Genomic DNA, 26271 nt, shown 5'->3' with positions numbered 1-26271 from the left:
TGGCCTTCGGCATCCACCCCGACCTCGGCGTCGTCGCCGCCGTCGCGGACGACAGCGCGTACCTGTTGGTACACCCGGCTATCAGAACGTGCGGAAAGGCGAGTCAGGTAGCTGCGGGGCGGTGAGGCCCGCCCTGGAGCATGTCGGCTGTCATTGCGCATCGTTCGTGGTCCAGCCACGCACCGTTGATGTGATGGAAGTTCCGGGCTCGCCTCGCCTTCGCCCAACACCCCACCGCTTTCCCGCCACCACCGATAGGAGATCCGCCTTGCCCGAAGCACCAGCAGAGCCGTTCATGACGATCCGGCACACCATCACCGGCGAGATCACCACCACCGGCTACAACACCGCCGCCCGGCGGATCCTGCTCCAGGCCGGCTTCGAAGAGACGCCAGGCTGCGCCTGCCGAGCGACGGAACTCGGTACGGAGCGGACGCACGGGCCTGCTCGGCAGCCAGCGAGCTGCTCGTCGCCGGCCATCCCGTGCACCTGGACCGAGCCCTCGGTCGGCCGGTGAGCGCCGCCGGTACGCCCTGGTTGGCCCGGTCGCCGATGTCGGCACAGTCCGTGATCCGCTCCGAGAGCGGCCAGCCTCTCCAGTGCATCGCCAACCCCGCCCGCACCCGCACCTGTTGAAGGGGGCCTCGTTTTGACCACACCCGGAACGCCTACCAGTCCAGCGCGCACCAAGGGCGGCGAGCTACGGGCCAAGGTGGCCCGACTGCTGGCCGACCGGCCGGCGGACATGCTCACCATCGGGGACATGGCCAGGCAGCTGGGCCACTCCCACGGCGCCGTCCGCAACGCCGCCCTCACCCTGGTGCGGCGCGGCGAGGCCGACCAAGGAGGAACCGGACAACCGAAGTTCCACGCGAACGCGAAATCCGCCGCAGCCGCGCAGACCGCTGTGATCAGCCCACCGGGCACCCACTCTCCCCGCGCCAAGGCGGCCACGGCCCGCACGACCATTCCCGCAGCAGCCACGCCGAAGCAGACCGGCCCGATCCGCCGCGCGGGGGGCCAGGTCTACCACCCCCGGGAGCTGGCCGATCTGCCCGACGTCGAGGCGTTGAATCGCTTGCGGGACGCCGACGTGCCGGTGTTGCTCTACGGCCCTCCGGGCACCGGCAAGACGAGTCTGGTCGAGGCGGCGTTCCCGGACCTGCTCACCGTCGCCGGTGACGGCGACACCACGGTCGGCGACTTGATCGGCGAGTACACGCAGGACGACGCGGGAGCCTACGTCTTCCAGTACGGTCCGCTGGTCACCGCGATGACCGAGGGCCGCGCCCTGCTGATCGACGATGCCACCTTGATCTCACCGAAGGTCCTGGCGGCGCTGTATCCCGCGATGGACGGGCGCAGGCAGATCCAGGTCAAGGCCCACAAGGGCGAGACCATCAAGGCCGAGCCAGGCTTCTACGTGGTGGCGGGCCACAATCCCGGCGTCCACGGAGCGGTGTTGACGGAGGCGCTGTCGTCCCGGCCCCCGCCACCACCCGGGACGACGACGCCGACCTCGCGCGCTGGGACGACGACGGCGCCCCGCCCGCGCAACCCCGTTCCTCCCCGGACGCGTGGCTGCGCGTGGGAGCCGAACTCGGCGACCGACTGGTCGACCTCTCCGGCCGCCAGGACCTCCTTGTCACCTGCCGCCCCGGCACGCGCAGCGGCGCACCAGCCGCGTTCTTCCCCACCCTGGGCGAGGTCGAGTTCGACGCCGGCCTGTTCGCCCCGCTCCAGCCCCACGAGATCAATCCGCGGATCGTGGGCGACGAGGAGCGGTATCCCGCCGCCTGGGGAGTGTTCGTCCACGAGGCCGCGCACGCGGCCCACTCCGTTTGGACGCAGCCTGCCGGAGCGGACCCCCGCGTCGTCGAGGCCGCGCTCCTGCTGGAGGAGAGCCGTGTCGAAGGCGCACACCTGATCGCGCGGCCCACGGACCGCACGTACCTGCGCACCAGTGCCCGAACCCTGGTCATGCCCGACATCGCCCACCCCACCCTCCAGGGCATCGAGCACGCCGCCGCCGTGGCGGCCCTGGTCCTCGGCCGCCGTGACGTCGGCATCCTGGACGCCGGCGAGACCCGGGCCGTCGCCGATCTGTGCGAAAAGGTGCTGGGCGCAGACCTGCTGGCCACACTCACCCGCATCTGGACCGCAGCCCACCAGTGCGCCGACCACGACGCCACGACCATGCTCGCGCACGCTCAGAAATGGTGCGACGCTCTGGACACCGCTGCCCCCGCCCTGCCCGTGCCAGGGAACCTCACCGATCTGCTGTCCGGCGCCGTGGGGGTCGTCATGGACAGCACGGCAGCCACCGACGCCGCCGACCTCGCGGCACAGGCCGCAGCGACCAACGCCATGGCCACGCAGTCCAAGGCGCAGGCTCAGAACCGCGCCCAGCGGGCCGGCCAGCGACGCAAAGCCGCCGCCACCGCCAAGTCGGTCTTCAACGCCCGTGGCACCACCGTCACCCCCGACGGCACACCGGCGCCCTACGGCAACCCGGTCACCGGCACCCGCAGGCCCACCGCCGCCGAGCAGAGTGCCGCCGCGCGCCTGAGCCGCGCCCTGCGTGCCGCCGCCTACCGCGAGCGGACCGAGGAGCGGACCACCAGCCCCACCCCGCCCGGCCGCCTCAACATGCGCGCGGCCCTCGCCCGCGACGCTCAGCGCGCGGCCGGATCGGTCCCCACCGCAGAACCGTTCACCCACACCCGCCGCCGGAACTCCCCCACCCCACCGCTGCGTGTGGGGATCGCCGTCGACGTCTCCGGCTCCATGCGTGCCGCCTGCGCGCCCGTCGCGTCCGCTGCCTGGATCGTGGCACGCGCAGCAGCCCTGACCGACCCCGACTCCCTCACCGCCACCATCGCCTACGACATGCACCTCACCGCATTGACCCGACCCACCCACCGAGCACCAGAGCGCGTGACGACCTTCGATGCCAGCGGCGGCCACCACAACCTCGGCGACGCCATCGACGCACTCGACCACGGCCTCGAACTCAGCCGCCCCGGCGCCGGCCGCCTCCTCGTGATCGTCACCGACGCCCAGTACGGCAGCGACGAAACCGCTCAAGCCGTCACCCGCGTCAAGCAGCTCACGACCGCCGGCTGCGCCGTACTCCAGCTCACCCTCACCGCGGAGTCCCGCCACTTGCCGGGGACCACCTTGCTGCACCTTCCCCAGCCCTCCAGCGCTCCCGTCGCTATCGCCTCCGCGGCCACAGACGCCATCCGCAGGACACGCTGAGACGACGCAGAAGGCGGAAGCGACAGAACGAGCAGTTGCCTGGGGTGTGCGCTGTCGCCACCAGGTTCTGGCCGCCGGCTGCACCGATCTGGTCCTTGAAGGCGGGACCAGCGACACGGCATGGGGGGAGATAGAGGAGTCCGCCCGCACCATCACTCGCGCGGGGTGGTGGATCGACCAGCGCTCGTCTGAACCGACGAACTCGCCGAGCTCCTGAAGGCCGTTACCGCGGCCGAGCGGCCAACGGATAACCCGCGCTTCTGACCGTTCGATGCCCCGCCTCGATCTGCGCTGGTCTTGGCGGGGCCTCGGCCTCGGACCGAAGACAACGTCCGCGCCATCGCGGCCAGCGCGGGGCGTCAGGGACTGGGCGCCAGTTCTACCGAGACCGTCGAGAAGTCGAAGCGCAGATTGCCCCACACGGTTACGGGGCGTGGCCCGGTGTCGCCATGGTGGTATTCGAGCACAGGGATGAGTAACTCGTCGACACCCCCACAGGTCACCCTTCCGCTCCGGAGCGCGGCTGCCAACGCGCACACCGAACTGCTGTACCTGCCTGAAGGTTCCGCCAGACATCCCTCCCCGCCGAAGCAGCAGTGCTGGCTCAATGCCGACTGAGTGATCGGTGACGTCTACCAGCGATCTCCAGCCGCGCCAAATCGCGGATCCTGCGGATCCTCTCTCCCTGACAGCCCGAACCTCCGGGCGCCCATTCACCTTTCCCCGTTCGAGGTTGAAGACGTGATTGCCCACCTGCAGCGCGCTAGCAGCACCGCTGGCCTGTTCTCGTCCCTGTACGAGCTGGCCGAGCGCGGTGGTCACATCAGCCCCAGGCTGATCGCGGGTGACGGGCGTGGAGCCCCCATCGAGCTTCTCGCCGAGTCTGGCTCACTGCCCTATCTGGCCCAGGCCCTCGACGCTCCGGTCGAACGTCTCGGGTCCCGGGCACCCGAACGGCCGACGTGGTTCTGCTCAGTGCGTTCCAACCCGCAACGGCCGGATCTCACCGACGCGCAGTGGGCCGCGGTCGCCCGCCGCCTGGTGGCCGTCACCGGCGTCGCCCCCGACGGGGATCCGGACGCCTGCCGGTGGATCGCCCTGCGCGATCAGCCCCGGCAGGTGCACGTCGTGGCGACCCTCGCTCGTGAGGACGGCATCCTCCACAACGCCTACCGCGACGCCTTTCACCTGGAGACCGAGTGCCACCGCATCGCGGCCGAGCTGGGCCACCTGTCCACCTCTGTCCACCCGGAATCCCCCGCCCAGGAGACCCACGTGCCTGCACCCTCCATCATCACCGCCGAGCCCAGCGGCAGCGTGTCGGCGAAGGGCGATACCAACGACCATGCCGCCACACTTCTCAAGCACGCTGGCTTCCAGCAGATCGAGGACTGGTACGGCCGACGCCATCGCCTTCCCACCGCAGTCCCGCGCGCTCTGCGCCCCGCCACCGCTACCTACGCGGCCCAGCTGCTGCGCGCCGCCGGATTCGGCGTCGACCTGGACCCCTCCCTCGACACCACGCGAGAGACAGCCCAGGCCTATCCGCTCGGGCCCTACACAGCCGGAGCGGAAATCCTCCGACTCACCGATCAGATCAGGTCTGCCGTGAACGGTGAAGAGCTTCGGACGGCCGTCGAACACCTCCACCCCGAGCACGGTGCCCTGGAACGCGTCCGGGAAGCGCTGGAGGTGACGGGTGAGCAGATCCAGGACCTCGACAGCGAGGCATACCACCTCGCCCGCCGGTTCGACTACGCCTCCGAGTACGTCAGGGACGCCCAGTCCGAACTCGTCGACTCCGGAGCCGCGCTGCTCCAGGTAGGCGTCGCTTCCCAGGAACAGGCCGAGACGCGGACACAGTCCGCGGCAGTCCCCGACCATCAGAGCGCCGCGCTGACCACGTCGCCCGCAGCGGCCAGGGCCAAGGACTCCTCGACTCTCAGCACCGGGGCAGTGAACGCCGGCGCGATCACACCTCCGTCGCAGGCCCCCGCCCCCCGGACGCGGTGACCGTGATGATCCCTTCGCCTCCCCGGATCGTCGGGCTGTCGCGCACCTACGTCATGCGGGCCGCCGACGCTCTGGCCAGTGCGACGGCTACCTACGCCATACCGCTGCTGGTCCTGGTCACCACGGGCTCCACCGCCTTGACCGGTCTTGCGTTTCTCCTCGAATGGGCGCCTCGTCTGGCTGCCTTCGCCTTCGCCGGGTCACTGGTTGACCGGTGGGGCGCCGGGCGTGTGTTCCGGATGTCCAACCTGACCCGCACCGCCGTGGTCGTCGTTGCCGGGGTGGTTTTGTTCTTCCTGCCCAGTGCAGGAACAGTGCCAACGGTTGTTGTCCTGGCTTTCGGCGCTGTGTCCGGGCTGGTTGCGGAGGTCTCCTTCGTCGCGGTGGAGACTCTGGGCGCCGCGTCGTGCCGCCTGGCGGGTACCACGGCCCACCGCGTGCAGGCCGCACAGACCGGGATCGACCAGGGCGCGATGCTCGTCGGTCCGCTTCTGGGGGGCCTGCTGCTCCTGGCCGGCACCACCGTGCTGCTGAGCGTGGTCGCGTTGCTGGCCTTGACCGCTGCCTCGACCGCATCCGGCGTTGCAGAGGCCACGGACCATCGCCCTGCGCCCGGCAGTCTTCTGACCGGGTGGGCAACCCTGCGCCGGACACCGGCACTTGTCTGGCTGGTCGGTGGTCTCATCGCTTCCAACCTGGCCACTGGCGTCCTGCAGGCCGCCGCCCCGATCACTGTCATCCACCACTTCCACTACTCCACCGCCGCCGTGGGATCGGTCTGGAGCGCGGCAGCCGTTGCTTCGCTGATTGCTGTGTGGGCCAGCCGTCGTGCGATCGACCGCTTCGGCATCTGGTCAGTCGGCGCCGGGGCAGCCGCTGTCTCAACCGCGGCATGCCTGGCGACTGCCCTGGCCCCGAACTTCGGGGCATACACCGCAGCAGTGGCGTTGGTCATGGCCGGCGAAGGTGCGATGACCGTCGTGCTGCGCACGCTGCGGTCCCGGCTCATCCCGGTCCAGGCGTTCGGCTCGACTCTGGCGGTGACGATCATCCTGGTGCTGCTGCCGCTCCCGCTGGCCGGAGCCCTGATCGCGATCGTCCCCACCGCCGGGATTTCACGCCTCCTGCTGGCCTGCGCCGCTCTCCAGGGCCTAGCGCTGACTGCTTGCTTCGCCGGTCTGCGACGGCACCGGACCGCCTGCGAACCAGACCGTCCACAGGGTCCTGAACTTCACCAGCAGGTCCCCCAGCCAGCGACTGCGCGCTGACGGGCCGTTTCCCGACCGCGCACGCCCAGTTCGCTTCTCCGCTCTTCCCGCCCACGCCCCATGGAGGTCTTTCCCATGTTCCGATCCACTCGCCCGCTGCTGATCGTCGTCGGCGGATCCGATCCCGTCTATCGCGGCTACTGCGTCGAGCAGGCTGCCGCCGCGTACCCGATCGCCGTCATCGACACCAAGCCGCCTTCCTGGCAGCAGCACCTGGTGGTCGACCACGAGGTCGCCGACACCCACGACCCGGACGCCGTGGTCGCTGCCGGCCTGGCCTTGGCCGCTCGCCACCCCATCCTCGGTGTCGTCACCTGGGACGAGTACACACTCGTGCCGGCCGCCGAACTCGCCGCTCGCCTCTGCCTACCCGGCAACACCACGTCGGCGATGACCGCCTGCCGGGACAAGGCGACCAGCCGCCGTCTGTTCGCCGAACGCAACGTGCCCTCGGCCACGTCCACCCGTGTCGACACCCTGGCCGAGGCATCCGTCGCCGCGCTTCGCACCGGGTTCCCGGTCGTTCTCAAGCCTTCCTCTCACGCGGCCAGCATCGGTGTGGTCCGCGTCGATGCGCCCGAGGAGCTGCCCGGGGCCTGGCAGTTCGCCGCTGCTGGAGCCGGTAAGCAAGGTCCGGAGGGCAGCGGCGTACTGGTCGAGGAATACCTGTCGGGCCCGGAAATCTCGGTGGAGTGCGTCACCCAGCACGGGGTCACCACGGCGCTCGCCGTCACTCGCAAGGAGGTCGACTTCGCTCCGTACTTCGAGGAAGTCGGCCATACCGTCGATGCCGGTGACCCGCTCCTTCCCGAGGTCGCTCCCGTAGCCATCCAGGCTGTCCGGGCGCTGGGAGTCACCGATGGTGTCCAGCACGTGGAGATGCGCCTCACCACGTCCGGTCCGCGGATCATCGAGGTCAACTCGCGGATCGGCGGCGACCTGATCGGCACGCTCGTCCGCCTCGCCACCGGCCTGGACCTGCCCCGGATCGCTGCTGATGTCGCCTGCGGGCAGATTCCCGACCTGACGCCGACGGCACACACCACCGCCGCGATCAAGATCGTCTATCCCCCGGCCAGCGGTGTCCTCTTGGCGCGGAGCCTGGCGATGGTCCCTGGTCCGGAGCACCCGTGGCTGTACCAGGTGACCTGGCTCCGGGAGGTCGGAGAGCGGGTCGTACTGCCGCCGGCGGGCGACCTCGACACCAGCCGCATCGGCTTCCTCATCGTCACCGCCGACAGCCCCGACACGGCCCGGCACCGACTCGCTGCTCTTTCCGACGACCTGACGCTGTCGGTCGCGCCGTGAATCTGCCGTCGTGTACGCCGGCAGCCGGCACCGGTCCGCGCTGAAACGTTCCGCTGAATCCCCCAGGAGTAGGCCCGTGAGCTGCACGAGAACCGAGCGCGCCCCGCCCCGCCCGCTCGCACACCCAAGGAACCACCGTGCCCTCTCCGCGCACCAGCGCGCCGTCGACCACCACCGGAACCGACGCGCTCCTCTACCTCCTGTTCGGCGTCCTCGGCGCCGCCCTGGCCTTCGGCTCCCTGGCCTGGCTGACCGGCAACCTCACCAACGCCGCTGTCGGCAAAGGCCCATGGGCCCCGTTCCGCACCACCGATGCTCTGCTGCACCCCGACATGCTGTGGCCGGCCCTGAGCACGACCGCCCTGTTGCTCGGCGCCCGCATCGTTCCCGGCCTGCTCACCCTGGCCCTGATCACCACCGGCATAGTCCTGTGGACGCGCTGGCGCTCCGGCTCCAAGACCGGACTCGCCCGCAAGACCGACCTGGCGCCGCTGCTGAACAAGGAGATCACCGTGAAGGCGAAGAGCCTGCGGCCGTCCCTGAGCGGCCGGGAGAGTAAAAGAGGTCGCTCCGGCTGACCGCGGCATCCTGCTCGGCACCCTGTCCCCGGGGCGAGCCGATGTCCGCGCGTCCTGGGAGGACGTCCTCGTCGCGATCATGGCGCCGCGCAGCGGGAAGACCTCCGGACTGGCGATCCCGGCGATCCTCGCGGCACCCGGCCCGGTGCTGCTCACCAGCAACAAGGCGGCGAACGACGCGTTCACCGCCACGGTGGACGCCCGAGCCGAGGTCGGCACGATCTGGACCCTGGATCCTCAGCAAATCGCGCACCATCCGCGCGAGATGTGGTGGGACATCCTGGCCGACGCCCGCGACCTGGCCGGAGCCAAACGCCTGGCCGGGCACTTCGTCGCCGCCAGCGTGGACGACTCGAACGGTTCCGACTTCTGGTCCACCGCCGCGTCGAACACGTTGGGTGCGCTGTTCCTCGCTGCCGCCAGTCAGCGCCGGCCGATCACCGACGTCTTGGCGTGGCTCGCCTCCCCCGCCGACCGGACGCCGGTCGACTTGCTCACCGATGCCGGCCACGATGCGGTCGCCGCCCAGCTTCAGGGCACCGTCTCCGGTGCAACCGAGACCCGGGACGGGATCTACGAGACGGCGCGGCAGTATGCGAGCTGCCTGCTCGACCCCGAGGTCGCGGCGTGGGTCACCCCCAGCAAGAGCGCTGACGAGTTCAAGCCCTTCGCCTTCGCCACCTCCTGCGACACCTTGTACCTCCTCAGCAAGGACGGCGGAGGCAGCGCCTCCGCGATCATCGCCGCTGCTGCCGACGCCGTGATGCGCGCAGCCGTAGTGGTCGCCGAGCGCTCCGGCGGACGGCTCGACCCGCCCGCCCTGTGCGTCCTCGACGAAGCAGCCAACGTCTGCAAGATCAGCGATCTCCCCGATCTCTACAGCCACTTGGGCAGCCGCGGCGTCATCCCGATGACGATCCTGCAGTCCTACCGCCAGGGCCAGCGGTGCTGGGGCGAGGCCGGCATGGACGCCCTGTGGTCCGCAGCCACCATCAAGATCATCGGTAGTGGGATCGATGACGCGGACTTCGCCGACCGCCTCAGCCGTCAGGTCGGTGACCACGACGTCCAGACCACCTCGGTCTCCACCAGCGAGAGCGGTAAATCCACCTCGGTGAGCATGCGCACCGAACGCATCCTTCCGCCTGACGCCATCCGCGCCCTGCCCAAGGGCAAGGCGTTGCTCCTGGCCACCGGCATCCGGGTCGCGATGCTCGACCTCAAGCCCTGGTACAAGGAACCATCCGCGAGGGTGGTCGGCCCGGCATCGACCCGTGCGACGAAAGCCATCACCGAGCGCGCTCTGGCGAAGGCCACGGACCCCGACGACTTCGAGCTGTCGACATGAACGTCCCCGCACTCAAGGTGCTTTCGCTCGGAGCTGGCGTCCAGTCGACCTGCCTTCTACTCATGGCCGCCGAGGGTCACCTGCCCGGCCTGGATGTGGCGATCTTCGCGGACACGGGATGGGAGCCCCGCAGCGTCTACGAGCACCTCGTCCGGATCGAACGGGAGATTGCGGAACCGGTCGGCATCCCGATCCTGCGGGTCTCCTCCGGGAACATCCGGTCCGATGCGCTCGACCCTGGAAAGCGCTTCGCGTCGATGCCTTTGCACATCCTCAACGCCGATGGCGGCGATGGGATGTCACGGCGGCAGTGCACGAGTCAGTACAAGGTCCGGCCGATCAAGGAGAAGGTCCGCGAGCTGCTCGGGTATCCCTACCCGCAGCGCATCCCCGCCGGAGTCCACGTCGAGCAGTGGATCGGCATCTCGGTGGACGAGTTCCACCGGGCCAAGGACGCGGACGTCGCCTACATGAAGAACCGCCACCCGCTGATCGAGAACGGGTTCTCCCGGTCCGACTGCCTGCGGCTCCTGCGCTCACGCGGGTTCGGTCAGACGCCGAAGAGTGCGTGCCTGGGATGTCCGTACCACGGCAACGCCCAGTGGAGGGCTCTGCGGGACGAGTCCCCACACGAGTGGCAGGACGTCGTCGCCTTCGACGCCGCCATCCGATCGGGTAACGCGCGCGCCACCGCCGAGGGCAAACCCCTGCTCGGTCAGGCATACCTCCACCGCAGCCGCCGCCCCCTGGACCAGGCGCCGATCGACCGGGTCACTGCCCACGAGTGGTCCGGCCGCCAGGGCGACATCTTCGACGCGCTCGCGGACGCCGAGCTGGAGAACGGCGAGCCGGACGGCTGCTCGCCTTGGTCCTGCCGCTCCGGAACCCCGGCCCAGAGCGATCACACCCTCGCGGTCTGACCCTCCCCCACTTGATCAGGAGTCCCTTCGTGTCCTCACCGAACCCCGCCTTCCCTCCGGCGCGGGCCAGGCAGCTCATGCTCTCCCCGGTCGTCCGGCACGACGGCCGGTGGTGGCTGGTCAGCAGGGCCGGCTCGATGCTCGCCACCGACCCCGACTTCACCAGCACGCTAAACGACTTCTCCACAGCGGTGACCGCTGCCGATCAAGCGGTCGCGGAACTGCATACACGGCAGAGCGACTCCCCCGCATCAGGGGAACGGCCATGAACCCGCTCCTGAGTGCGGAGCAGGCGGTACTCGGCGCGGTCCTGCTCGACCCGGGCCAGCTCTCGCACCTTGACTGGCTCGCCCCTGAGCACTTCGACCGGCCGGTCCACCAGGCGCTGTTCGCCGCGTTGCGCAAGCTCCGAGGCGACGGTCATCCGGCGCTGGCCGCCGAGGGAGCCGTCCCATTGTCTTGGGTGACCGACGCGGTCAACGAGGCCGGCCTCCATGTCCGGGGACTGACCGCGGTGTATGCGCACTCTCTGGTCTCCGCCTGCCCGCGCGTCGCCCACGCCCCGGTGTACGGCCGCATGGTGCTGGAGGGCGCCATCCACCGCACCATCACCCGGCACGCGATCCGCCTGCATCAAGCGGCCCGTGCCGATGCCCGCCGGGGACGGGTCGAAGGATCCCTGATTCAAGCGGACGTTCTGTCCGGCGTACTCAGCGAACTCGCCCAGCGCTGGGGGACCGAACCGCGCTCGGTCCCCCCGGCCCACGCCCCTGCCGACCCGTCGCCGGTACGGGCCGACGATCAAGCGGGCGAGGACGAGCGGTTCCTCCTGGCCATCCTGGCTGACCGGCCGACGGCCATGGAGGAGGTAGTGGGCTGGCTGCGGCCGGGCGACTTCACCGACCCTATCCACGGACACCTCTACCGCTGCCTCGGAGCGTTGCACCACCGAGGAGAACCCGTCGACCGCATCACCCTGCTCTGGGAAGCCCAGCGCCGTGGACTTCTGGCCGACGGCACCCTCACGGCAGAACACCTCAGCGCCATCTGCGACGACGTGAGTGCAGGCAGCGCCGAATGGCTCGGCGAACAGGTCCTGGCCTCATCCGTGATCCGCACCGCGGCTACAGCTGCGCGCGACGTGCGGGTCTTGGCGGAGGACGAGGCGCTCTCCCCCGGTCAGCTCATCAACCACGCCCTGCACGCACTCGGCCCGCTCGACGAGGTACGGACCCGCTGGCACAGCACAACCGGCCGGCGCCCAGCTACGCCGCCGGTTCGTACCCCAGAACCTCCACCCCTCTCACGAGCGCATGCCGCCCTCGCCCGCAGCGCGCCGAATCCAGTCTCACCGAGCCGGACTCGCTCTGACCCGGCGCCCGCCCCTGGCACCCGGCGGTCACCGGCGCGCGGCCACAACTGACTACTCCCTGTCCTCCCCCGCTCTCCTTCTGGAAGTCACTGTGAACAACACCCCCCGCCCGGACGTCCGTGCCTTGCGCGCGGCGCCGTCCCGCCAGCAGTTTCCCCGGGCCGGATCGCGCGAGGCCGGCGGCATGCACTCCGCGCTCGCCCGCCCGCCGATCGGTTCGCTCTGCTCGGGGTACGGCGGTCTCGACCTGGGCGTGCAGTCGGCCCTCGGCGGCACCCTGGCCTGGCACGCAGAGGTCAATCCCGATGCCTCACGCATCCTGTCCCGGCACTGGCCCGCGGTGCCGAACCTCGGCGACATCACAGCCGTCGACTGGTCCGCAGTCCCCCGGGTGTGCGTCCTCACGGCGGGCTTCCCCTGTCAAAGACGTCTCGGTCGCCGGCCGACGAGCCGGACTCAACTCCCACACCCGCTCCGGGCTGTGGCTGCACGTCGCCCGTGCGGTCCAGGCCCTCCGCCCCTGCCTGGTCGTGATCGAGAATGTGCGCGGCCTCCTCACCTCACCCGCCGGTTCCCCTGGCGACGTGGAATTCTGCCCGTGGTGTCTGGGAGACACCGCAGGTCAGCCTCCTCTGCGGGCACTCGGTGCCGTACTCGGATCCCTGGCCGACCTCGGGGACGACGCGAAATGGCTCGTGCTTCGCGCCTCCGACATCGGGGCACCGCACCGCCGCGAGCGAACCTTCCTCGCCGCCTGGCCCGCCGGACACCCTGCTCAAGACGCCGACGAGCAACATCGGGAAGAACGGCGGCTCCCAGCATCCGACGAAGCGCAAGAGCGGGGGCCACGGCCCGAACCTGGCCGACGAGGTCGAGTGGCTGCTGCCGACTCCGAAGGCGTCGGACGGGAGCAAGGGCTCACCGAACCAGCGGTACGGCAACGGGGACATGACCCTGCCCAGTGCGGCTGCATCGCTGCTGCCCACATCGCAGGCCGGCCGTACGGACACCCCGGAACGCCGACTGGGCACGGAGTGGCGCCCGCCTCTGCCGGCTGTGGCTCTGCCGCTCTGGACGGAAGCGGCTCCGGAACCCGGGGAGCCGACCAGCGATGGGGAGCATACGCAGCCGCCATCACCCGATGGGAGATGCTCACCCGCCCCGCGCCGCCACCCACCGATGCGGCAGGCCGGCTCCGGCCCGAGTTCGTGGAGTGGATGCAAGGCCTGGACCCAGGCTGGGTCACGGCAACGCCAGGACTCGGCCGGCCAGCACAACTCACCGCACTCGGCAACGGAGTCGTACCCCAACAGGCCAGCCGAGCATTGCAGTTGTTGGCACCTCCCTTCCCCCGCTGCCCTCACTGCGCGGCGGCGTAGCGCCCCACTACCGGGTCATTCCGGCCGGACCAAACCGCGGTTCCTCCGGATCCTCTTCCCCATGTCGCCGTCTCACAGATGGAGCACGCCCCCATGTCCGACACCAGCACGACCACCCCCGAACCGGAACCGTTCCGCGTCCCCGACGGGGACCTCGACGACCTCGCCAGCACCCTCGCCAAGACCATGTCCGAGGTCAGGCAGCACGGCGTCATTCTCGACCGACTGGGCTCCGAGCCCACTCCCGCCTCAGCCGAGCCTCGGCCGGGTAACGACAAGCCGGCCGCAGAGACAGCCGACCCCGCTTGGAGCGATGTACCCACCTCCGTGTTCATCCTCGCTCTGGACGGCGAGGCCTACACCGTCGAACTGGCCGCCCTCACCACCTGGGTGAACCACCTCTTCCTCCCGGTGTACGGACGAGAAGTCAGCAGCAGCCGCCCCTGGTGCGCGCAGTGGCACGAACACCCGGAAGCGGTCGCCCGGCTGCACGCCCTCTGGCTCGCGTGGCAGCAGTTCACCGACGCCGAGGCCGGCCTGTCCGGTCCTTCCACGTGGCACCGCGACCACCTGGACCACACCCTGGTTCATCTCCGCGCTCCCGACGGGCCCTTCGGCGCCTGCACGACCAGTCCAGTCCGGCCCAACCACCGCGTGCTGGCCACTCCTGCACCAGTGCAGATGGGGCTGGCGGCATGAACGACGAATTCGATTCGGATCTCTTCGACTTGGGTCTTGCCGATCTCACGCCTGTCGATGCGAACAGCGGAGACGCAAAGGCCCACTTCTGGCCCGGTGACCTGGTCGTTCTGGCGGAGCACGGCACCCTCGACGCAGAGACCTACGTCGTCGCCATCGACAGCTCAGCCACCTGGGGCGTTCCCGGTGAACCGCAGATATGCGCGATCAAGATCGCACGGGACTTCAACCAGGGGACCTACACCTACGAGTCGGGCTGGCACGCCACCGCTTCCTTCGCTCAGAACTGGCTGATCGAGCGTGGGTGTCCGCCTGAGCCGATCTCCCAGATCGGCGAAGACTTCATGCAGCCCGCCGACGATCTCATGACGCAAGTCGTCGAACAGAAGATCCGCGCATCGGGGGCGCGATACGAGGTCCTCGACACCTACACCTCGGACTCCAACCCGTGCGAAACATGGACGTTGACCCGCGACGGCATCGCCCCCAAGGCACCGATTCGTGTCTTCCTCGACGAGGGTGACCTCGCTGCTCACACGTACACCCTGCGCGAGGGTGCTTTCGCCGACGAGCATGCCGCTCGAATGTGGCTGGATGAGCGCAGCGGCCCGTTGCCGGAACCGCCCGACTACCGCGGTGAGGTCGCACTGCGGACCGCCGCCGCCCTCACACGGTCGGCCGGCGCCTACGCGTTGCCGAGGACCGGCATCGATCCGCACGGCACATCGCCGGCAACGACGGGCTGGCGACCCAACTCTGGGCGGTCGATATGAGCCGCGCCCGCTTCGCCTTCGCCGCACACCCCGACGCCATCGGAGACCTTCGAGAACTGCCCTCTGAAATGCGGGACTTGGCACTGCTGGAACTGCAGAACCTGGTCCACGGCAGCGATGACTGCCTGCCGCTGAAGGGCCGCCTCGCCGGCTACCACAAGGTCTACGTCGATCCGTCCGTTTCCTACCGGATGGTCATCCAGTTCCGCCCGGCACCGCCGACCTCGACCCACAAGCGCGAGATCTACCTCGTCGCCGCCGGCAGCCGCAAGGACTACGCGGTCTACCGCTCGGCACACCTGCGCACCAGTCCCCAGCAGGACGCCGAAGCCCCCTCGGCCACCGAGGCCCGCGTGCAGGCCGCCCGTGCCCGCTCCCCCCGAGCAGTCGCCCAGCCGGCCGCTGTACCGGCAACACACCCCGCAGCAGCCCCGCCCACACCCGTCGCGTCCCGAAGGGCTCCCCAGCGATGACTGCCGACCACACTCCGTTCGCCCGCGCCAAACTGGCGGCACTTCTGACTGACGCCGCACAGAGTGTCTCCGGGATCCTCACCGCCGAGTACCCAACGGCCGTCGCCCGTTCCTACTTGCACCCAGTGCTCGGAGCGCTCGCGGCCGGACCTCGGGTGGCTGCCGGGCTCAACGATCGACTCGAAGGCTTCATGGCCGGCGAACCGCTCCCCGCAACACCGGCGGGCCTTTTCACCCTCGCCTCCTACTCCTCCGCACTGGGTTGGCTCACCGAGTCGCTTACTGAACTGACCGTCTCCGTCGACCAGATCTGCACACGTGTCGGCATCCCCGCCCAGGCCCCGGATCCAGCGCTCGCCCCGCCCCACGCCATGGATCTCAGCGCCTTTGACTTCGGCTTCAGCGCGCTGGAGTTCGCGGCGATCCGCACCGCGGCCGAGGCCGCCGGCCTCACACCAGACGAATACGTCGAGGTCCTCTCCGAGTCCCTGCTCGCAGCATGCCGGATCACCGACGCCTGCATGGAAATCTCCAGCAGCCTCATGGAGGACGCCGAATACGTCCTGGGTGAGGCGAGCGACGGCGTGTGGATCAGTGAAGGCCCTGACAGCCTGCCTACTCTCGTCCGTTCCCTGCTCATCCGGATGGGAGCCGCCGAGTGAACCCCTATGACCCGGCTGAACGGCCGGGCGCTCACCTCGTCGCCGAGAAGCTCGGAGTCGATGACCCCTGGCTGCTGACCGAGAACCATGCGCCCGGTGACGCCCGTGACCTGGTCGGCCAGATGATCGCCGAGGATGCCCGCAACCTCGACAGCCTGCAGGGCCAACTCGTGCGAGCCGCGCGGTCCGCTGTCGAACTGCTGGAGCCAATCTGTCGGGGCGAGATCGTCCCGGCCAACCGATACGGCGTCCTGGAATCCGTCGCCCCGCGAGTCGAAGTGCTCGCCGCCTCCCGCGCAGCCGCTCACGAACAGCTGACCCGGTCGATAGCCACCTTCCGTCGTCTCACCCACGACCAGAGCACGGCCCGTGCCCCGAAGACGGCGACGCAGGACCGAGGCATGGAACAGGAACCTGCCCGCCACGATGACTGGGCCATCTCCGGTGATCGCCCGCTCGTCACACTCGAAGCTGTCGAGGCCGGCGGACTGCGCTTCCACCAGAGCGCGGTCTCCGGCGACACCTATCTCTCCGACGGACAGGGTCAGCGCCCCGATCCGGAGGTCTGGCCCGAAACCGTGCGGCGAATGGTCGCCGATGGGCTGCTCGACCAGGACACCAGTGTGGGCATGCACTGGCCCGGCCAGCCTCTCTCGCTGACGCAACAGGGGAAATCAGCCCTTCAGGCCGCGCGTGCGGCGAGGCCGCGCGTGTCCGCTGCCCTAAGTCGCAGCAACGCCCCTGCGCACGGAACCACCGCCGACCCGGCCGCCGGGCCCGTCGACACGGCGATCGACAAGCCCTCCCGTTCCCGCTGATTCCCTCCGAGAGAGGACGCCCCCATGTCCATCCCCGCACAACGCCCCTCTTTCTCCATCGCCTCCGTCGATGCTCAGCGCATCGAGGACGCGCTTGCCTTGATAGGGCCGAAGTGGACCGCCTGGTCGGCGATGACCCTGGGCCAGCAGAGCGGTCCGATGCGGGTGCGCGATGTCGCCGCCCGGCTCCCTTTCGTCAGCGAGCAGTTCGTCGGCAAGCGGCTGACTACGATGCACGCCGACGGACTGGTCACCCGCGATGACCACCGTCGCGGGGCCCCGTACCGGCTCAGCACGCTCGGCCAGTCGCTGGCCCCGGTGTACGGCACCGTGTCGGACTGGTCCCGTGCCCACCTGTCGCTTGGCCCAATGGCCGAAGCCGAACGCGTCGAAGACGCCCTGCGCCGGCTTCATCTTCGGCACTCGACCGCCGTGGTCCAGGCCCTCGATGCCGGCGGCCCGATGCGGTTCACCCGCATCGCCGAGGAGGCCGGCCTGGACAGCGGCTTCACGCGGCATCGGCTTCTCCGCCTCCAGGCCGACGGACTGGTCGCCCGCGCCGGCTCGCGACACGGCGACCCCTACGTGCTGACCGATGCCGGTCAGGCACTGGGAGCCGTCTACGCAAGCGTCGAGCACTGGAGCGAGCCGGTCGCCGGGCGTCGGACCTCGTCGCCGCCGCCCCCCGTCGCAGCGGTCGCCCGCACCCACCCCGTCGTCCCTCTGGGGGCGGACGGTGCTCGGACAGCTGCGGCCCTACGCCGGAGCCCCGCCTCGCCGAACGCCCTGTTCAGCCATGCGCCACAGCCGCAGCCGCGGGTGCCAGCAGCGGTGACTGCTCAGTCGACCCCCGTCCGGGACCGGTGATGGCGGTGGCGGCGGCTGTGAGACCCGACCGCATCCCGTTCTTGTCGCGGTGCCCGCGTGCAGCCGAGCAGGTCGGGCAACCCCACGACTCCAGCCGTGCCCCGGGCCAGCTCGCCGTCGCCACGTCACGGTCACTGAGACCGACCCCGCCCTTCAGGACACCGCTTCTGTCCCCGAATAGGGGAAGTGCCCTCATGTCCATTACCACCGCACTTGCCAAGGCCACGTCCATGATCGAGAAGGCGTGGGGCCGGCCCGTGGCGGATCTCGAACCGGTAGCGGCTCAAAGCCCCTGCGAGGACCCGCTTCTCCGCGTAGCCATGCGCATCCGCTCGGCTCTCGTCCTGACCGACACCTCGACGGCCGTACACCGAGACCGTCTACATGGCTTGACCCGGACCGGCCACACGCCAGGGTTCTACGACCTGGAGCGGATCCTCGGCTCCGCGGCGAGCCTTCACGCCGGCCAGTCCGAAAATCGACCCCGGCAAAGCCGCCACGCCCAAAGACCGGACGCCGGCACCCTCACTGGTCCAGGCCGCTGTCGCCCGCACCGCCCACGCGCTGCACCCCTTGGACCAGGTGCCCGGCCCGGCTGTTCGTGCGCCCGCGTCCGGGCGACCGGCGCCCGCTGCGCGACCGAATCTCTGAGCGGTCAGGCGCTGTTCTCGTCGTTGTGGGCATCCTCGATACGGGCGCCCACCGCGTGGGCCAGCTCCTCCACGGTCAACTCGACACGACGCCCATCCGCGATCCGGTTCTCGACGAGCGTGTCCTCGTCCCATGGTCCGTCGGACTGCGCACCGACACCCCACTGCCCGTCGGCGACCATCGCGATGTCGCCGACCGTCCACGCTCGCCCGGCCGCGCGGATCTTGCGCTCCAGCCCTGCGTCATCCCAGTGTCTGTTCGGCTCCGCCATCCCTGCTCCCCCATCGGTTCCGTGCGGCCCGTTGCCGCGACCCAGGTACGACAACCGCATTCACCGATCCATTCCCGGAGTCAGCATCCCGCGCCGACGGCCGCCAGTTCGCCCACGGCAGACGCCGCTTCCCGGGAAAGGACTACGTACTTCGGGACACTGCATGCCAACGTACGGGTGTTGGGAAAACCGCAGGTCAACGAAGGGATCGTTCAACCGTGAACACCTCCCCCACCCTCCTGCCCGCCAAGGTCCGCCCCGTCGTGGAAGACCGTCGCTGGCTCTACTCCGACTACTGTGCCGGCCCGGCGCTCGACCTCCTTGACGCCCTCGGCTGGGCCATCGTCGACACCCCGGAGGCCAACTTCCACGCGACAAGCCCGGACGGCCGCGTCCGCATCGGCTGGCTCCCCGAGGACCCCGCCGCGTGGAAGCGCGGCATCGTCTGGCAGGTCCGAGTGCAGCCCACCGAAGACGAGCCGTGGGTGCAGGAGTTCGGCATCCACACCCCTTCAGACACCGTCGCCGGATTCATCGCAGCCCTCGTCGCCCACGCCTGACCGCGTACAGCCGGCCCCTGCCGAGCGCGACCTCCCTTTGCCACCCGCCCTCAGAAGGGTTCCCACCATGACTTTCCGCGCCCCGCTCACCAACCACCACGCCGACGACACTCTCTGCCCGGCAGACCACAAGCACACCAGCTCCGCGAAGCCGCTCCACCCGGACTGCCCCGGTCGCGCGTACACACAGGCCATCTGCTCCTGCGGCGGCTGGAGCATGAAGCAGTCCATCAAGGTTTACGTCAACGAGAGCCGCAGGCGACACCTCGCCACCCACACCAAGGACTAAGTACCCCTCGCGACCTGCCCCGTCCCGCAGCCTCCTGACGTCCACTCACCGGCGCCATGCCGTTCTGCCCCGTTCTCGGAGGATCCCGTGCCCAGCAATCTGACCGTCGGCCACCTGCTCCGGCAACTCCAGGACCTGGACCCCAGCCTGCCAATCCGCCTGGCCATGAACCCGGACTTCCCCTTCACCCACTACCTCGGGGCGGAGGTCATCGTCCGAGACGGCCAAGCGTTCATCGCCGACGACGGCCAGGAAGGCTATCTTCCGGCGACCGTCAGCGACGCCCTCGCCTGGGCCTGACCCCCAGCAACACAGCTCCGGAGGCTCTCAATCTCGCCGCACTCCCGACCTTCGCAGTTCCTTCCCCTGCAAAGCCTGGCCATACACCCCATGCCGAGCGGCACACGCGGGGCGCTGGTCCAGCGCGTCTCCACCCAGCCCGACGGACCGCTCGACATCACGTGGCTCACCGCCGAAACGACGCTCCCCCTCGGCCGCGTCCGCCTTCGCTGGGAGCCAGCCCCGCTCGCGGGGTGGGACGTCACCGCCCACCTAGGCCTGGCCACCGGCGAGGTACATCTCGCATCCTGGCCTGCCGCCCCGGACGCCTGGCCGCGCATAGTCCGCCCGACCCTCCACGAGGTGTTGGGGCTGTGCGCCGCCCTCGCGGTCGCGACCGCCGCCCTCGACCTCTCGAACCAACTCGCCCAGGTCTGACCTAACCGCAGAAGGCCGCCCCGCGCCGATCAGGCAGGGGCGGCCTTGCCGTACGCCCAGGCGCGCGTTGCCTACGCTCATCACCGGCGAACAGGGGGAACACGACGGCCGACGACTCCAGGGATACCCCGAGGTCGCCGCCCACCCAGGCTTCAGCGTTGGGGCCCGGTTTGTTCCAGTGAGCTTCCTTCGAACGTCGATTCCACTGAATGACTCTCCGCGACGCCCCTAGGCTCACGGCATGACCGACTCGCCTATGCCCTCCCCTCCATTCCCTTCGCATGACCATGCTGCGCTCCGAGTGGTCGTCGGCAACGCCATCGAATCAGTCCGCAACGGCGAAGCCTCGGTGGAGGACGCGATTCTCCACGCCGCCGTCCACGGCTGGTACGAGGGGCACATCCAGGGTGAGGACGAGTGCCCCGGCTGCGACTTCCGAGGAGGACTGCCGAAGAACGGAAACCGCGGCTGACCGGCTCGCGACGCCGAGGGGCTCCACCTGGCCGACGCGTACCGCGGCTCCTGCCGATGCTGCCGGTCTCAGCCCCCACCTCAGTTGCTGGCGGATCGGACGAGACCGCGGTGACGGTAGTTCAGGTGCCAAGCCGGCAGGAGCGCCAGCGCCGCCCCGTGCGACTGATCAGTCCCAGGGTTTCCAGGCGCCCGAGTTGGTAGGCGACCGAGCTGCTGCTGGACAGGCCGACTCGCTCTCCGATCTGACGGATCGAGGGCCCCTCGCCGTGATCCGCGATCCAGTTCCTGATCACCCGCAGAATCTGGACCTGCCGATCGGTCGGGACGTCGACACTCATGCCGCCCTCGTTGCGCGACGGTCACCGCGGGCCTGACGGCGCAGCTCGCTCCGGTCCGCCGTCCTGCCGGCCGGTCGGGTGTTCCAGAAAGGGTGCCACCAGATGCGGGCGGACAGAAGGAGCAGTCGGCGGCGCAGTGCGGTGTTGCCGTGCTGGCTGGGTGCTGCGAGGGCGTCGTACGTGGCGTGGAGTTCGTGCTGGGCCTGGATCAGGTCGGTGGGGAAGATGGGGGCATCCATCTCCACATTAGAGCGTACGTTCGAATTATTTGTCACCGACGTCGTCAATCAGCACGCATTGGTGGCGCTAACGGCGTGGTCCACGATTGAGGCCCGACGTGTTGGCCTGGCGGGTTGGCTGGTAGTTAATTAGAAGGCGTCTCGCCGGGCGAGTACCAGTGCGGTGCTCAGCTCGCGGCGGGTTGGCCGGTGAGCGGAGCGGTCCGCTACCAGCGAGGCGATCGCGCAGTGGGTTTCGGCGTAGTCCCCGCGTCGGGTGGTGTAGCGCTGGAGCGGGCGTCACTGCCGCAGTTCGGCGTTGGTGTGCTCGACGGTGTGCTCGACGCAGATCCGGGCCGAGGACTGCCGTCGGCGCATTTCCTGCCATGCGTAGTGCTCGCCGAGCGGCGCGTCGTCCTTCGGCTTCTTCGGCGGGGCGCTGACCTGGTCGGGGAATGCGTTGGCCAGGCCCCGGTACCCCTCGTCGACCTCGGCCTCTACCTCCGGGTAGAGCCGGAACTGCTCCGCGATGCCCTCGGTGCGCACGGCGGTCTGGTCGTGCATGTGACCGGGCCGATCCGCGCCCGACCACAGCAGACGCCCTGACCATCACTGACAGTGGTGGTCTTGATGGTGTTCTGCTTCTTCTTGCCGGACACGAAGGCCCGTCGTCCGGGCTGGCTAGCCTTCGGGCGGCGAACCTGGGTCTCGGCGCCGTCGATCCGCAGACGGATCCCCTCAGCCTCGGCATAGGCGAACACATCCGCCAGGGTGCGCAGCCTGACGCCGGGGCGGTCGGGGACGGCGAAGCCACGTGCTGCCAGCAGCGGGCGGATCTCGCCGATGGCCCGGGAGACCGTGGAGCGGGCTGTGCCGTGCAGCTCGGCCAGCGCGACGTGCGGGAGCCCGGTGCGCAGATGCACCAGCGTGACCAGCACGCGGTCGGTGAAGACCAGGTCGTGCTTCGGTCCGGCACCAGCGTCCCTCTGTCGCTCGGTACCACGCCGCTCACGCAGTGCAGACTCACACCGGGCAAGCCACGGGCCTGCCAACTCCTTAATCAAACCGCCGAGATGCGCACGGGAGATGCCGCAGAAGGCAGGATGCGACAAGGCCGCACGGGCCCATTGAGACGACACATCCGATGAACTCGTGCGGTCCGCTTCAGGTCACGGGTAACGGGGTGCATCCGCCCCGTCTACGGTCGGCAGAGGTAGAACAGTTCGGGGTCGCCCTCATCGAGGCCGTGGAGAAGGCCGACCGGGCTCCAACCGGCGCGTTGGAGCAGCCGCTGCATCGGCTGGTTGGAGACGTTGGTCGAGGTGAAGAGCTTCGGGGTCGTGCACGAGGCAGCTACGGCGTCCAGCAACCGATGACCAACGCCTCTGCTGCGGGCCGATGGGGCCACCATCAGCATGGTGACGAAGCCCTGTTCGAAGAACGTGTACTCAACCACGCAGTAGCCAAGCAGGCCAGACTCGTCCTCCGCTACGACCACCTGGCCCTGCTGGCACCACTTTCGGATGCTCGCCTGTCGCCCGAAGTCACCTTCGACCGCGACCGCGTCGATCCCGACCAGCGCGGCCCACTCTGACTCACTCGCGCGGCGCACAACGAACTCGCCGAGGTCCACTGCATCGTCCATGAGCTCATGCTGTCAGTTCGCACTAGAAGCCCGTCCTGCCCCCGGCCCTCTATCGCGGACCAGGTCGTAATGTCCCGTGTCGCCGAACCTTGATCGCGTGCCATACCAGTCACGCGGTGATCGTTCCCGGGGGCGCTGCCCCCGGTCCCCCGCGCCTACAGCCCTTAGTCCAGGTAGGTGCCGGCGAAGGCACCGTCGAAGCCGAGCGCGGTGAGGCCGTGCCCGAGGGTGGGGTAGGTCGTTCCGTCCGGGATGGCGATCAGGGCGTCGAATTCGGCGCGGCTGATCTCGGGTTCGAGCCATTGGTTGCTGCAGCGGCAGCAGACCCAGACGTTGCGGCCGTGGTTGATGAGTAGCCAGTCGCGCCGGGCACGGCAGGCTGTGCACATCACCGGGATTCCGCGGAGTGCCAGTTCACGCGGGTGGCTGAGGCAGCGCGTCACACCGGGACCGCTGGGCGGCTGCGCCTCGTACTCGTGCTGCAGCAAGGGATCGGTGCCGGCGGGGAGGACGGGCAGTACGGTGTTCGGTTCTGCGGGGCGGTCGGTGGGTCTGAGCACGAGCGTCATCTCCCGATCAGGGTGGTCTGTTTCCATCCGTAACAGCAGGTGGAAGTGTCTGTCCAGGGCTTTCTCGAAGGTCGGCGGGCTGGCCCGTCGGCCTTCGTCAGCGGCGCGGCGGGCGGTTGCGTGGGTCGGGCTGGCGGCGAGCTGACGCCGCAGGTGCCATTCGGTTGCAGTTGCCATTGATCGAGGCGTTCGGCTGGCTGGTGTCGGCCTGCGGGTGGCGCGTGGCTTCCGTCGGGTGAGCGGGAAGCTGGGCGAGGCGGCGCAGTCGCCAGACGAGCACGTCGTTGATGTCGTCGGCTGTGTCGAGTTCGCGCATGTCGATGGCTTGCTGGAGAAGTGTCTTGGGGTCGTGGCCTGCTTGCTCCGCCTGAGCAAGGGTGGCGGTCAGAGCGTCGGTCTTCGTGGACGAGCTGTTTGATCGCATCGGGGCTTCGGGCAGTGCTGCGCGAATGGTGGCCTGGTGGGTGCGGCGTTCGGATTCTGGTAGGGCGCGACCTTGGTCTTGCAGTGCCTGCATGGGTGTCGCAGCGGCCTGGCGGTAGGCGGTTCGCAGGTGCTCGGCGGTCTGTCGGGAGGCGTGGGCCTGCTGGGCATGTCCGCGGGCGGAGTGCCAGCGGGCGGCGGCGAGCGTGACCAGGACCAAGGTGGAGAGGAGCATGGCGGTGGTGCCGCCGTCCTCGCCGCGGCCGAGGGCACTGCCGGCCTGGATGATGCCCCGGGCCGCGGAACGGAGTGCCAGGGTGTCGGCACGCTCCGCGCGGACGTGGCTGCGGGTCGCCCGTTCGAAAGCGCGGGCGGCGGCAGCCAGCTCGGCGCGGGTGGCGGCCGGGGAGGTCTGGGCGACCGCGTCCAGGAGTTCTCCGACGCCGACGAGCTGGGCGGCGGCTTCCCCGTCACTGCCTTCGCCATCGAGGACTACAGCGGCACGCTCAACGCTGGCTGTGGCCCCGCGTCGCTCTCGGGCAGGAAGAGACCAGTCCGCCCGCCCGGCGGTCGAAGCCACGTTCTGATCAGCAGTGCCGTCGGCCAGCCGGAGACGGATCTTCGGAAGGGAAAGGTCGGGGGCCAGCTTGGAACCGGGGTACCAGACCGGTTCGCCATGGCGGTTGCGGTCGCCGGGCAGGGCAACGTTGTAGCCGAGCGCGTCACCGGACGGGGCGTGACGCACTTTCACGCGCAGGCCGGCCTCACGAAGCCGGGTGAAGAACTCCTTTTCGTCGTCCGCTCCGGCGAGGGCTTGGCGGACGGCGTCGCGGAGCGATTCGCGGGGGGTCTCGGGGCGACCTGTGCGTTCGGCCTTGAACTTCTCGGCGCTGGTGGGGTTCTTCGCTGCGGTGCCGTCGCCGGCGTTCAGGCGGCGCAGCCCCATCTCTTTCTCGATGTTCCGGCATTCGGCCTGGGCCTTGTTGAAGTCGTAGTTCAGGCGAGGGTTGCGCAGGTCCCCTCGGACCAGGGTGGCGACTATGTGGATGTGGTCGTCCGCGTGGCGGACGGCGATCCACCGGCAGCCGTCGGGATCGCCCGCGGGGGCGATGCCGGCGGCGCGGACGATGCGCTGGGCGATGGAGTTCCACTCCTCGTCGGAGAATCGCCGGTCGCCGGGGGCAGTGCGGACCGAGCAGTGCCAGACGTGCTGGGCGGGTGCGCGGTCGCCGGCCTGCTTGACCCGGAGGTCGAGGGCAGCGGTGAGTCGGGCGAGGGTGACCTTCGGGTCGGGGTCGAGGCCGGTGTCGCGGCCGGGGTCGGGGGCGAAGCCGTCCCAGGAGCCGACGAGGTGCGCGTCGGTGTGCTCCTCGCGCCGTCCGGGGCCGTACAGGTAGACGAGGAGTCCGTGGGTGCGGGAGCCGCGCCCGATGTCGGGCACCATCACAGCCTCCTGGTCACCAGTTCGTTCGCCGCGTCATCGACGCGGGCGAGAAGTACGGTCAGCGCGCCCAGCGCGCGTTCGAGTTCACCGACGCGCGGGTGGCCACCACTGTTGAGGACGAAGGCGATCTGGTTGATGTTGTTGCCAATCCGGGCCAGCGCGGTGCGTAGAGCGGCGAGTTCGTCGATGGCGGCGTCGAGCTGGTCGTTGCTGTGCACGGCAGCGTGCCCACGGGCGGCGCTCAGGCCGGCGGTGGCCAAGAAGCGGGCGACCGTGACGCCGCGCTGGGTGGCGGCGGCGGTGATCTCGGCGTTCTCGGCGTCAGAGAGGCGTGTGGTGGTCTTGCGGGTGCGCTCGGTCGGGTTGCGGTGGCGCCGGCGCGGCTTGCGGCCGGGGAATGCGGGCGTGCTCGTGCTCGGCTGCTCGCGGTGGTCGTTGTGGTCGGCTTCTCCCCTGGTGGCCGGCGCCCCCTGGTGCCGGTTGCCCGGCTGGTCCTCGTGCGCCCTCGCTCGGGGACCAGCCGGGCTTCCCCCGCCCTCCTGGGCGGTGGCAAGTGCGTACGACGGGTCGTAGGACCGTCGTACGCGATAGCTTGCTCCGCCAGGTGCCGTCGTGGGGGCACGCTGCTGTCCGGCGGTGGTAACCACCGGATCGTTGGCCGTCACCGAATCGTCTCCGGGTTTTCCTGTCGCAACTCGCGGACGAGTTCCTCGATCCAGTCCATGGCCAGGACCGGGTGGTGGAGGGTCCAGGGGCGACTTTCCCGGGTTCGTTGCACGGTCCAGGTGTTGTCGAGGCCGGATTGGGCCCGGTGCAGGTGGCCGCGCTCGTGCAGGACGGTCAGCCAGGAGTTGACCTCGGTGGGTGTGGCCGGGTGGGTACGCATGGCTTGCTCTCCGCTTCGCTCCGGAAGGGTGTGGGGCGCGTGTCCGG

Annotated in this window: 30 protein-coding genes and 3 pseudogenes; 23 read left to right on the top strand and 10 right to left on the bottom strand. The window is 69.7% G+C overall.

The window, feature by feature from the left end:
• Positions 1-295 precede the first annotated feature (295 nt).
• The 18 genes and pseudogenes from EAO72_RS33970 (at position 296) to EAO72_RS33880 (ending at position 17739) form a co-directional block, all read left to right on the top strand.
• Entirely contained in the window at positions 296-517 is a 222-nt protein-coding gene (locus tag EAO72_RS33970; protein ID WP_148022197.1) for a hypothetical protein, read from the top strand.
• Positions 518-712: 195 nt separating this feature from the next.
• Positions 713-1486: pseudogene (locus EAO72_RS33965) on the top strand (AAA family ATPase); the annotation flags it as partial.
• A 101-nt stretch (positions 1487-1587) separates the two neighbouring features.
• The gene (locus EAO72_RS33960) at positions 1588-3261 is read left to right on the top strand and encodes a vWA domain-containing protein (RefSeq protein WP_148020880.1); all 1674 of its coding nucleotides are present in this window, start codon (positions 1588-1590) and stop codon (positions 3259-3261) included.
• A gap of 741 nt (positions 3262-4002) precedes the next feature.
• Positions 4003-5274, top strand: a complete 1272-nt coding sequence (locus tag EAO72_RS43500; protein WP_261991719.1) for a hypothetical protein — start codon at positions 4003-4005, stop codon at positions 5272-5274.
• Positions 5275-5279: 5 nt separating this feature from the next.
• Positions 5280-6542: an MFS transporter gene (locus tag EAO72_RS33945; RefSeq protein ID WP_148022195.1), complete on the top strand. Its 1263-nt coding sequence runs from the start codon at positions 5280-5282 to the stop codon at positions 6540-6542.
• A gap of 75 nt (positions 6543-6617) precedes the next feature.
• The gene (locus EAO72_RS33940) at positions 6618-7850 is read left to right on the top strand and encodes an ATP-grasp domain-containing protein (RefSeq protein WP_148020879.1); all 1233 of its coding nucleotides are present in this window, start codon (positions 6618-6620) and stop codon (positions 7848-7850) included.
• A 137-nt stretch (positions 7851-7987) separates the two neighbouring features.
• Positions 7988-9776, top strand: a pseudogene (locus EAO72_RS33930) (type IV secretory system conjugative DNA transfer family protein).
• Between the two features lie 62 nt (positions 9777-9838).
• Positions 9839-10696, top strand: a complete 858-nt coding sequence (locus EAO72_RS33925) for a hypothetical protein (RefSeq protein ID WP_261991717.1) — start codon at positions 9839-9841, stop codon at positions 10694-10696.
• Positions 10697-10725: 29 nt separating this feature from the next.
• A complete protein-coding gene (locus EAO72_RS33920) occupies positions 10726-10965 on the top strand; it encodes a hypothetical protein (protein WP_261991716.1) in 240 nt (79 codons plus the stop codon).
• Complete coding sequence (locus tag EAO72_RS33915) at positions 10962-12119, top strand: DnaB-like helicase N-terminal domain-containing protein (protein WP_148020875.1); 1158 nt, start codon at positions 10962-10964, stop codon at positions 12117-12119. Before EAO72_RS33920 ends, EAO72_RS33915 begins: the two co-directional genes overlap by 4 nt.
• Positions 12010-12432: pseudogene (locus EAO72_RS43880) on the top strand (hypothetical protein); the annotation flags it as partial. The gene EAO72_RS33915 and the pseudogene EAO72_RS43880, both read left to right, overlap by 110 nt.
• Positions 12374-13447: a DNA cytosine methyltransferase gene (locus tag EAO72_RS33910; protein ID WP_261991715.1), complete on the top strand. Its 1074-nt coding sequence runs from the start codon at positions 12374-12376 to the stop codon at positions 13445-13447. The pseudogene EAO72_RS43880 and the gene EAO72_RS33910, both read left to right, overlap by 59 nt.
• Before the next feature lie 93 nt (positions 13448-13540).
• Positions 13541-14146, top strand: a complete 606-nt coding sequence (locus EAO72_RS33905; RefSeq protein WP_148020874.1) for a DUF4913 domain-containing protein — start codon at positions 13541-13543, stop codon at positions 14144-14146.
• The gene (locus EAO72_RS33900) at positions 14143-14919 is read left to right on the top strand and encodes a glycosyl hydrolase (RefSeq protein WP_148020873.1); all 777 of its coding nucleotides are present in this window, start codon (positions 14143-14145) and stop codon (positions 14917-14919) included. The genes EAO72_RS33905 and EAO72_RS33900 overlap by 4 nt, the downstream gene beginning before the upstream one ends.
• Positions 14916-15392: a hypothetical protein gene (locus tag EAO72_RS33895; protein WP_148020872.1), complete on the top strand. Its 477-nt coding sequence runs from the start codon at positions 14916-14918 to the stop codon at positions 15390-15392. The genes EAO72_RS33900 and EAO72_RS33895 overlap by 4 nt, the downstream gene beginning before the upstream one ends.
• Positions 15389-16054, top strand: a complete 666-nt coding sequence (locus tag EAO72_RS33890; RefSeq protein WP_148020871.1) for a hypothetical protein — start codon at positions 15389-15391, stop codon at positions 16052-16054. Before EAO72_RS33895 ends, EAO72_RS33890 begins: the two co-directional genes overlap by 4 nt.
• Entirely contained in the window at positions 16051-16872 is an 822-nt protein-coding gene (locus EAO72_RS33885) for a hypothetical protein (protein ID WP_148020870.1), read from the top strand. Before EAO72_RS33890 ends, EAO72_RS33885 begins: the two co-directional genes overlap by 4 nt.
• A gap of 24 nt (positions 16873-16896) precedes the next feature.
• Positions 16897-17739, top strand: coding sequence for a winged helix-turn-helix transcriptional regulator (locus EAO72_RS33880; protein WP_148020869.1), 843 nt, complete (start codon positions 16897-16899; stop codon positions 17737-17739).
• Positions 17740-18394: 655 nt separating this feature from the next.
• Here EAO72_RS33880 and EAO72_RS33870 read toward each other — a convergent pair.
• Positions 18395-18661, bottom strand: coding sequence for a hypothetical protein (locus tag EAO72_RS33870; protein ID WP_148020868.1), 267 nt, complete (start codon positions 18659-18661; stop codon positions 18395-18397).
• A 218-nt stretch (positions 18662-18879) separates the two neighbouring features.
• Here EAO72_RS33870 and EAO72_RS33865 point away from each other — a divergent pair, with 218 nt between their 5' ends.
• The 5 genes from EAO72_RS33865 (at position 18880) to EAO72_RS33845 (ending at position 20699) form a co-directional block, all read left to right on the top strand.
• Positions 18880-19221, top strand: a complete 342-nt coding sequence (locus EAO72_RS33865) for an SPDY domain-containing protein (RefSeq protein ID WP_148020867.1) — start codon at positions 18880-18882, stop codon at positions 19219-19221.
• Between the two features lie 67 nt (positions 19222-19288).
• Complete coding sequence (locus tag EAO72_RS33860) at positions 19289-19510, top strand: hypothetical protein (RefSeq protein ID WP_148020866.1); 222 nt, start codon at positions 19289-19291, stop codon at positions 19508-19510.
• A gap of 87 nt (positions 19511-19597) precedes the next feature.
• Positions 19598-19810 (top strand): hypothetical protein, encoded by a 213-nt coding sequence (locus EAO72_RS33855; protein ID WP_148020865.1) that lies wholly within the window; start codon positions 19598-19600, stop codon positions 19808-19810.
• A 90-nt stretch (positions 19811-19900) separates the two neighbouring features.
• A complete protein-coding gene (locus EAO72_RS33850; RefSeq protein WP_148020864.1) occupies positions 19901-20227 on the top strand; it encodes an esterase in 327 nt (108 codons plus the stop codon).
• A gap of 241 nt (positions 20228-20468) precedes the next feature.
• Positions 20469-20699 (top strand): hypothetical protein, encoded by a 231-nt coding sequence (locus tag EAO72_RS33845; protein WP_148020863.1) that lies wholly within the window; start codon positions 20469-20471, stop codon positions 20697-20699.
• Between the two features lie 121 nt (positions 20700-20820).
• Here the strand turns inward: EAO72_RS33845 and EAO72_RS33840 are convergent, their stop codons facing one another.
• The 9 genes from EAO72_RS33840 to EAO72_RS33805 all read right to left on the bottom strand — a co-directional run bounded on the left by EAO72_RS33840 (position 20821) and on the right by EAO72_RS33805 (position 26224).
• Entirely contained in the window at positions 20821-21039 is a 219-nt protein-coding gene (locus tag EAO72_RS33840; RefSeq protein ID WP_148020862.1) for a LexA family protein, read from the bottom strand.
• On the bottom strand, positions 21036-21278 hold the full coding sequence (locus tag EAO72_RS33835; protein ID WP_148020861.1) for a hypothetical protein: 243 nt from the start codon (positions 21276-21278) through the stop codon (positions 21036-21038). The genes EAO72_RS33840 and EAO72_RS33835 overlap by 4 nt, the downstream gene beginning before the upstream one ends.
• Before the next feature lie 279 nt (positions 21279-21557).
• The gene (locus EAO72_RS43875) at positions 21558-21803 is read right to left on the bottom strand and encodes a hypothetical protein (RefSeq protein WP_315986323.1); all 246 of its coding nucleotides are present in this window, start codon (positions 21801-21803) and stop codon (positions 21558-21560) included.
• The gene (locus EAO72_RS43870) at positions 21755-22195 is read right to left on the bottom strand and encodes a helix-turn-helix domain-containing protein (protein ID WP_315986322.1); all 441 of its coding nucleotides are present in this window, start codon (positions 22193-22195) and stop codon (positions 21755-21757) included. The genes EAO72_RS43875 and EAO72_RS43870 overlap by 49 nt, the downstream gene beginning before the upstream one ends.
• 260 nt (positions 22196-22455) lie before the next feature.
• A complete protein-coding gene (locus EAO72_RS33825) occupies positions 22456-22902 on the bottom strand; it encodes a GNAT family N-acetyltransferase (protein ID WP_148020860.1) in 447 nt (148 codons plus the stop codon).
• Between the two features lie 164 nt (positions 22903-23066).
• Entirely contained in the window at positions 23067-23471 is a 405-nt protein-coding gene (locus tag EAO72_RS33820; RefSeq protein WP_148020859.1) for a hypothetical protein, read from the bottom strand.
• A 97-nt stretch (positions 23472-23568) separates the two neighbouring features.
• Positions 23569-25338 (bottom strand): relaxase/mobilization nuclease domain-containing protein, encoded by a 1770-nt coding sequence (locus EAO72_RS33815; protein WP_148020858.1) that lies wholly within the window; start codon positions 25336-25338, stop codon positions 23569-23571.
• Positions 25338-26003 carry a plasmid mobilization protein gene (locus EAO72_RS33810; RefSeq protein ID WP_148020857.1) on the bottom strand — a complete coding sequence of 222 codons (666 nt, stop codon included), beginning with the start codon at positions 26001-26003 and terminating at the stop codon, positions 25338-25340. Before EAO72_RS33810 ends, EAO72_RS33815 begins: the two co-directional genes overlap by 1 nt.
• The gene (locus EAO72_RS33805; protein ID WP_148020856.1) at positions 26000-26224 is read right to left on the bottom strand and encodes a hypothetical protein; all 225 of its coding nucleotides are present in this window, start codon (positions 26222-26224) and stop codon (positions 26000-26002) included. The genes EAO72_RS33810 and EAO72_RS33805 overlap by 4 nt, the downstream gene beginning before the upstream one ends.
• Positions 26225-26271 lie beyond the last annotated feature (47 nt).

It is taken from the genome of Streptomyces sp. OR43, assembly GCF_008042275.1.
Classification (GTDB): Bacteria; Actinomycetota; Actinomycetes; order Streptomycetales; family Streptomycetaceae; genus Streptomyces.
The sequence above is the reverse complement of the archived record's forward strand: the minus strand, read 5'-3'. Positions and strand labels throughout refer to the sequence as shown.

Coding starts and splice junctions, on each gene's coding strand:
- EAO72_RS33895 (WP_148020872.1), top strand. CDS start 14,916: ATGAGCCGCGCCCGCTTCGCCTTCGCCGCACACCCCGACGCCATCGGA.
- EAO72_RS33970 (WP_148022197.1), top strand. CDS start 296: ATGACGATCCGGCACACCATCACCGGCGAGATCACCACCACCGGCTAC.
- EAO72_RS33925 (WP_261991717.1), top strand. CDS start 9,839: ATGGCCGCCGAGGGTCACCTGCCCGGCCTGGATGTGGCGATCTTCGCG.
- EAO72_RS33805 (WP_148020856.1), bottom strand. CDS start 26,224: ATGCGTACCCACCCGGCCACACCCACCGAGGTCAACTCCTGGCTGACC.
- EAO72_RS33860 (WP_148020866.1), top strand. CDS start 19,289: ATGACTTTCCGCGCCCCGCTCACCAACCACCACGCCGACGACACTCTC.
- EAO72_RS33820 (WP_148020859.1), bottom strand. CDS start 23,471: ATGACGCTCGTGCTCAGACCCACCGACCGCCCCGCAGAACCGAACACC.
- EAO72_RS33910 (WP_261991715.1), top strand. CDS start 12,374: ATGCCTCACGCATCCTGTCCCGGCACTGGCCCGCGGTGCCGAACCTCG.
- EAO72_RS33815 (WP_148020858.1), bottom strand. CDS start 25,338: ATGGTGCCCGACATCGGGCGCGGCTCCCGCACCCACGGACTCCTCGTC.
- EAO72_RS33945 (WP_148022195.1), top strand. CDS start 5,280: ATGATCCCTTCGCCTCCCCGGATCGTCGGGCTGTCGCGCACCTACGTC.
- EAO72_RS33915 (WP_148020875.1), top strand. CDS start 10,962: ATGAACCCGCTCCTGAGTGCGGAGCAGGCGGTACTCGGCGCGGTCCTG.
- EAO72_RS33900 (WP_148020873.1), top strand. CDS start 14,143: ATGAACGACGAATTCGATTCGGATCTCTTCGACTTGGGTCTTGCCGAT.
- EAO72_RS33890 (WP_148020871.1), top strand. CDS start 15,389: ATGACTGCCGACCACACTCCGTTCGCCCGCGCCAAACTGGCGGCACTT.
- EAO72_RS33840 (WP_148020862.1), bottom strand. CDS start 21,039: ATGAGTGTCGACGTCCCGACCGATCGGCAGGTCCAGATTCTGCGGGTG.
- EAO72_RS33835 (WP_148020861.1), bottom strand. CDS start 21,278: ATGGATGCCCCCATCTTCCCCACCGACCTGATCCAGGCCCAGCACGAA.
- EAO72_RS33845 (WP_148020863.1), top strand. CDS start 20,469: ATGACCGACTCGCCTATGCCCTCCCCTCCATTCCCTTCGCATGACCAT.
- EAO72_RS33905 (WP_148020874.1), top strand. CDS start 13,541: ATGTCCGACACCAGCACGACCACCCCCGAACCGGAACCGTTCCGCGTC.
- EAO72_RS33825 (WP_148020860.1), bottom strand. CDS start 22,902: ATGGACGATGCAGTGGACCTCGGCGAGTTCGTTGTGCGCCGCGCGAGT.
- EAO72_RS33850 (WP_148020864.1), top strand. CDS start 19,901: ATGCCGAGCGGCACACGCGGGGCGCTGGTCCAGCGCGTCTCCACCCAG.
- EAO72_RS33870 (WP_148020868.1), bottom strand. CDS start 18,661: ATGGCGGAGCCGAACAGACACTGGGATGACGCAGGGCTGGAGCGCAAG.
- EAO72_RS33880 (WP_148020869.1), top strand. CDS start 16,897: ATGTCCATCCCCGCACAACGCCCCTCTTTCTCCATCGCCTCCGTCGAT.
- EAO72_RS33940 (WP_148020879.1), top strand. CDS start 6,618: ATGTTCCGATCCACTCGCCCGCTGCTGATCGTCGTCGGCGGATCCGAT.